Genomic DNA, 4,640 nt, shown 5'->3' with positions numbered 1-4,640 from the left:
TCAAAACCTTAAATATATCTTAAATATCAATTTATATTAATTCTAAATAATGTTTTCTCTTTTGATTAATTTTTTAAGTTTTACATTTGTATAAAAATCAAACAATTATGAAGTTTTTAACAGAAATAAAATTAGTTTTCGCCGCACTGACTCTCATCTTTTTAACTCAAAAAAGCTATTGCCAGGAAGCTAAAGTAAGTGTAAGCCAAGATCCAAAATTTGAGCAGCTGTTAAACGAAAAAAGAAAAATAAATAGTTCCATTACGATAAACGACCGTTATAAAATTCAGATTTTTAACGGTGATACTGAAAATTCTAAAAAAACACTGCTTGATTTTAAAAGAGAAAATAAGAATATTGATGCTACTATCGTTTTCAGCACACCATTATATAAAGTTTGGGTTGGGAATTACAAAACCCGAATTGAAGCCGAAAAAAACCTCAATGACTTAAAAAAGAAATATCCGAACGCATTTTTGATAAAACCGAATAAATAAAAAAAGGCTCGCAAATTGCGAGCCTTTTTTGTTTGTATTACTTCATCTTTTTCTTTACTTCCACTTCCTGGAAGGCTTCGATTAAATCAAGTTGTTCAATATCGTTGTAATTCTTAATCTGAATACCACAATCATATCCTTTGGCAACATCTTTTACATCGTCTTTAAAACGTTTCAGTGTTGCTAATTCACCTGTGAAAACAACAACGCCTTCACGAATAATTCTGATTTTAGAATTTCTAAAGATTTTACCATCGGTAACCATACATCCTGCAATAGTTCCCACTTTAGACACTTTGAAAATCTCTCTGATTTCTGCCGTACCGGTAACTTCTTCTTTCATTTCCGGAGAAAGCATTCCTTCCATCGCGTCTTTCAGGTCATTGATAGCATCATAAATAATAGAATAACTTCTAATATCGATTTCTTCTTTCATTGCCAATTGACGTGCATTTCCGGCAGGACGAACGTTAAATCCGATAATAATCGCATCAGAAGCTGAGGCCAACATTACGTCAGTTTCGGTAATTGCTCCAACACCTTTATGGATAATATTGATTTGGATTTCATCTGTAGACAATTTAGAAAACTCACTCGAAAGTGCTTCCACAGAACCATCCACGTCTCCTTTAAGGATAATGTTCAATTCTTTAAATTGACCCAAAGCAATACGACGACCAATTTCCGCCAAGGTAATATGACGTTGTGTTCTAACCGATTGTTCACGCATTAATTGTAAACGTTTTGTTGCAATTTGTTTTGCTTCTCTTTCGTCTTCAAATACGTTGAATTTATCTCCAGCCGTTGACGCACCATCTAAACCTAAAATAGATATTGGTGTTGACGGTCCAGCCGAAGTTACATTGTGTCCTCTTTCATCATGCATCGCTTTCACTTTTCCGTGATTCTTTCCTGCCAATACATAATCTCCTACTTTCAAAGTTCCTGATTGTACCAATATTGTTGATACGTAACCTCTTCCTTTGTCCAATTGTGCTTCCACAACAGTTCCTACAGCAGGTTTATTTGGGTTTGCTTTCAAGTCTAAAATTTCAGCTTCAAGCAATACTTTTTCTAACAATTCTTTTACGCCGGTTCCTTTTTTAGCAGAGATATCATGCGATTGGTATTTTCCGCCCCAATCTTCTACCAATAAATTCATAGCAGCTAATTTCTCCTTGATTTTCTCAGGATTAGCACCTTGTTTATCAATTTTATTGATAGCAAATATCATCGGAACATTAGCAGCCTGAGCGTGGCTAATCGCTTCTTTTGTTTGTGGCATGATATCGTCATCTGCCGCAACCACAATAATAGCAATATCGGTAACCTGAGCTCCACGGGCACGCATTGCGGTAAACGCTTCGTGACCTGGTGTATCAAGGAACGTAATTTTTTGTCCACCTTCAAGCATTACGGCATAAGCCCCAATGTGCTGTGTAATTCCACCTGATTCTCCTGCGATTACATTTTCATTACGAATATAATCCAGCAACGATGTTTTACCGTGGTCAACGTGACCCATTACGGTTACGATTGGCGCACGGGATACTAAATCTTCTTCTTTATCGGCTACAACTTCAATTGAATCTTCAATATCCGAAGTAATAAATTCAACTTCAAAACCAAACTCATCAGCAACAATTGACAATGTTTCTGCATCCAAACGTTGGTTCATGGTTACCATGATTCCAAGTGACATACAAGTTCCGATTACTTTTGTAATAGGCACATCCATCATGGTTGCAACTTCACCAACGGTAACAAACTCTGTTACTTTGATTGTTTTGCTTCCTTCGTCTATTGCCTGTTGTTCATCTTCTGAACGTTGACGGTGCGTATCACGCTTGTCTCTTCTGTATTTTGCGGCTTTAGATTTATTTCCTTTTCCTTGAAGACGCTCTAAAGTTTCTTTAATTTGGTTTTTAACTTCTTCTTCCGTTGGCTCAACTTTTTGAACTATAGCAGGACGATTTCCTTTTTGGAATCCTCCGCCACCACCTGGTTTTGCTCCACCTGGTTTAGTAGGCCCAAAGGCATTTCCTCCGCCTCCGCCACCAACAACAGGTTTCCCTGGTTCTGGCTTGCCCGGAATCCTTTTTCTTTTATTCTTGTTGGCGTTATTATTATTTGCCGCTGCATTAGCTCCAGTTGCTGGAGTTGCAGGTTTATTTGCATCTTTTTTAAACTCCTCTTTTTTCTTTTTGGGTTTATTAAATTGTGCTAAATCTATTTTTTGTCCTGTTAGTACTGGTCCGGTAAGATTTTGATATTGTGTAGTATGTGTTTCGTCAACTGGTTCTTCTTCAACAGCAGCAACTGGCGCTACAACTTTTTCTTCTTTAGGAGCAACTACTGGTGCAGCTTCTTCTTTTTTAGCGGCAACTTCTTTCTTCTCAACAACTGGTTTTACTTCTTGAACAGGTTTCGTTTCCTGGACTGGTTTCGCTGGTTGAACCGGAGCAGCTGGTGCTTTTGGTTCTAAATCAATTTTTCCAACTTGTTTTGGAGCTGACACAATTGCTTTCGCTTTAATCAACTCTTGTTGTTGCTGACGTTCTTCGTCTTGCTTGCGCTTGTCTTCGATTTCTTTTTCTCTTTCAACCCGAAGTGCTTCTTTTTCTTTTTTGATTTCTTCGCTTACACCTTTTGAAGCTTCTTTATTCCCTTTGTCACCGGCAAACTGCCCGCAAAGAATAGAATATACATCATCGGAAACTTTTGTGTTTGGACTTGCCTCAATGACAATGCCCTTATCCTTAAGATAATCCACAGCTCTTTCCAAAGAAATATTTAATTCCCTTAAAACTTTATTAATTCTAATATTTCCTTCAGACATAAAATCTTATTAATGTTATCTATTTTGCGTTAAAAGTTAGTCCTGAAACTCTTCTTTCAATATTCTTATTACTTCTAAAATGGTTTCTTCTTCTAAATCGGTTCTTCTCACTAAATCAGCAACATCTTGATTCAAGATACTTCTTGCGGTATCCAATCCAATTTTTGCAAATTCGTCAATTACCCAACCATCGATTTCATCTGAAAACTCTGTTAATTCAACATCATCTTCTTCAATGGCTGCGCCTTCTCTGATTACGTCTAATTCGTAACCTGTTAAAAGTCCGGCCAACTTGATGTTATGTCCTCCACGACCAATAGCTTTTGAAACTTCTTCTAATTTCAAGAAAACTTCAGCTCTTTTTTTCTCTTCATCAATTTTAACTGAAGACACTTTTGCAGGGCTTAATGCTCTTGTGATATAAAGTTGCAAATTGGTAGTATAGTTGATTACGTCAATATTTTCGTTCCCTAATTCGCGAACAATTCCGTGAATTCTGGAACCTTTCATACCAACACATGCTCCAACCGGATCAATTCTGTCATCATAAGAGTCTACAGCTACTTTTGCTTTTTCACCTGGAATTCTTACTACGTTTTTAATCATAATCAAACCATCGAAAACTTCCGGAATTTCTTGTTCGAATAATTTTTCCAAAAATTTATCTGCCGTTCTCGACATTATAATTTGAGGTTTGTTACCTTTCAATTCAACGCTTTCAATGATTCCACGAACGTTATCTCCTTTACGGAAAAAGTCAGATGGAATTTGTTTTTCTTTTGGCAAAACAATTTCATTTCCTTCGTCATCAATCAAAATCACTACTCTTGGACGAACATGATGAACTTCCGCAGTATAAATTTCGCCTATTAAATCTTTAAATTGTTTGTAAAGATTGGTGTTATCGTGTTCATGGATTTTAGAAATCAGGTTTTGACGCAAAGCCAAAATCGCTCTTCTTCCCAAATCGATTAATTTTACTTCTTCAGAAACTTCTTCTCCAATTTCAAAATCGGATTCAATTTTTCTAGCTTCTGTTAATGTAATTTCTTCATTTTCTAAATCTAAATCATCATCAGCAACAACAATTCTTCTTCTCCATATTTCCATATCACCTTTATCAGGATTGATAATGATGTCAAAATTATCATCAGAACCGTATTTCTTTTTTAACGCGTTTCTAAATACATCTTCCAAAATCGCCATTAGCGTTACTCTATCAATAAGTTTATCGTCTTTAAACTCTGAAAACGAATCGATTAATGCAATATTCTCCATGCCTAATTAATTAAATATTATTGTAA

Annotated in this window: 3 protein-coding genes; 1 reads left to right on the top strand and 2 read right to left on the bottom strand. The window is 35.9% G+C overall.

Features of this window, described 5'->3' with window-relative positions; all coding sequences use genetic code 11:
- The first annotated feature begins 107 nt into the window (after positions 1 to 107).
- Positions 108 to 497, top strand: a complete 390-nt coding sequence (locus ABIQ27_RS04705) for an SPOR domain-containing protein (RefSeq protein WP_348032509.1) — start codon at positions 108 to 110, stop codon at positions 495 to 497.
- A gap of 37 nt (positions 498 to 534) precedes the next feature.
- Here the strand turns inward: ABIQ27_RS04705 and infB are convergent, their stop codons facing one another.
- Both infB and nusA read right to left on the bottom strand, forming a co-directional pair.
- Positions 535 to 3,336: a translation initiation factor IF-2 gene (infB, locus tag ABIQ27_RS04700; RefSeq protein WP_348032507.1), complete on the bottom strand. Its 2,802-nt coding sequence runs from the start codon at positions 3,334 to 3,336 to the stop codon at positions 535 to 537.
- 36 nt (positions 3,337 to 3,372) lie between these two features.
- On the bottom strand, positions 3,373 to 4,614 hold the full coding sequence (nusA, locus tag ABIQ27_RS04695; protein ID WP_348032505.1) for a transcription termination factor NusA: 1,242 nt from the start codon (positions 4,612 to 4,614) through the stop codon (positions 3,373 to 3,375).
- Positions 4,615 to 4,640: the final 26 nt, after the last annotated feature.

The organism is Flavobacterium sp., assembly GCF_039916025.1.
Classification (GTDB): Bacteria; Bacteroidota; Bacteroidia; order Flavobacteriales; family Flavobacteriaceae; genus Flavobacterium.
This window is presented reverse-complemented; position numbering and strand designations above follow the sequence as displayed.

Excerpts from the sequence above, each read along its gene's own strand:
- infB (WP_348032507.1), bottom strand. The coding sequence starts at position 3,336 with ATGTCTGAAGGAAATATTAGAATTAATAAAGTTTTAAGGGAATTAAAT.
- ABIQ27_RS04705 (WP_348032509.1), top strand. The coding sequence starts at position 108 with ATGAAGTTTTTAACAGAAATAAAATTAGTTTTCGCCGCACTGACTCTC.
- nusA (WP_348032505.1), bottom strand. The coding sequence starts at position 4,614 with ATGGAGAATATTGCATTAATCGATTCGTTTTCAGAGTTTAAAGACGAT.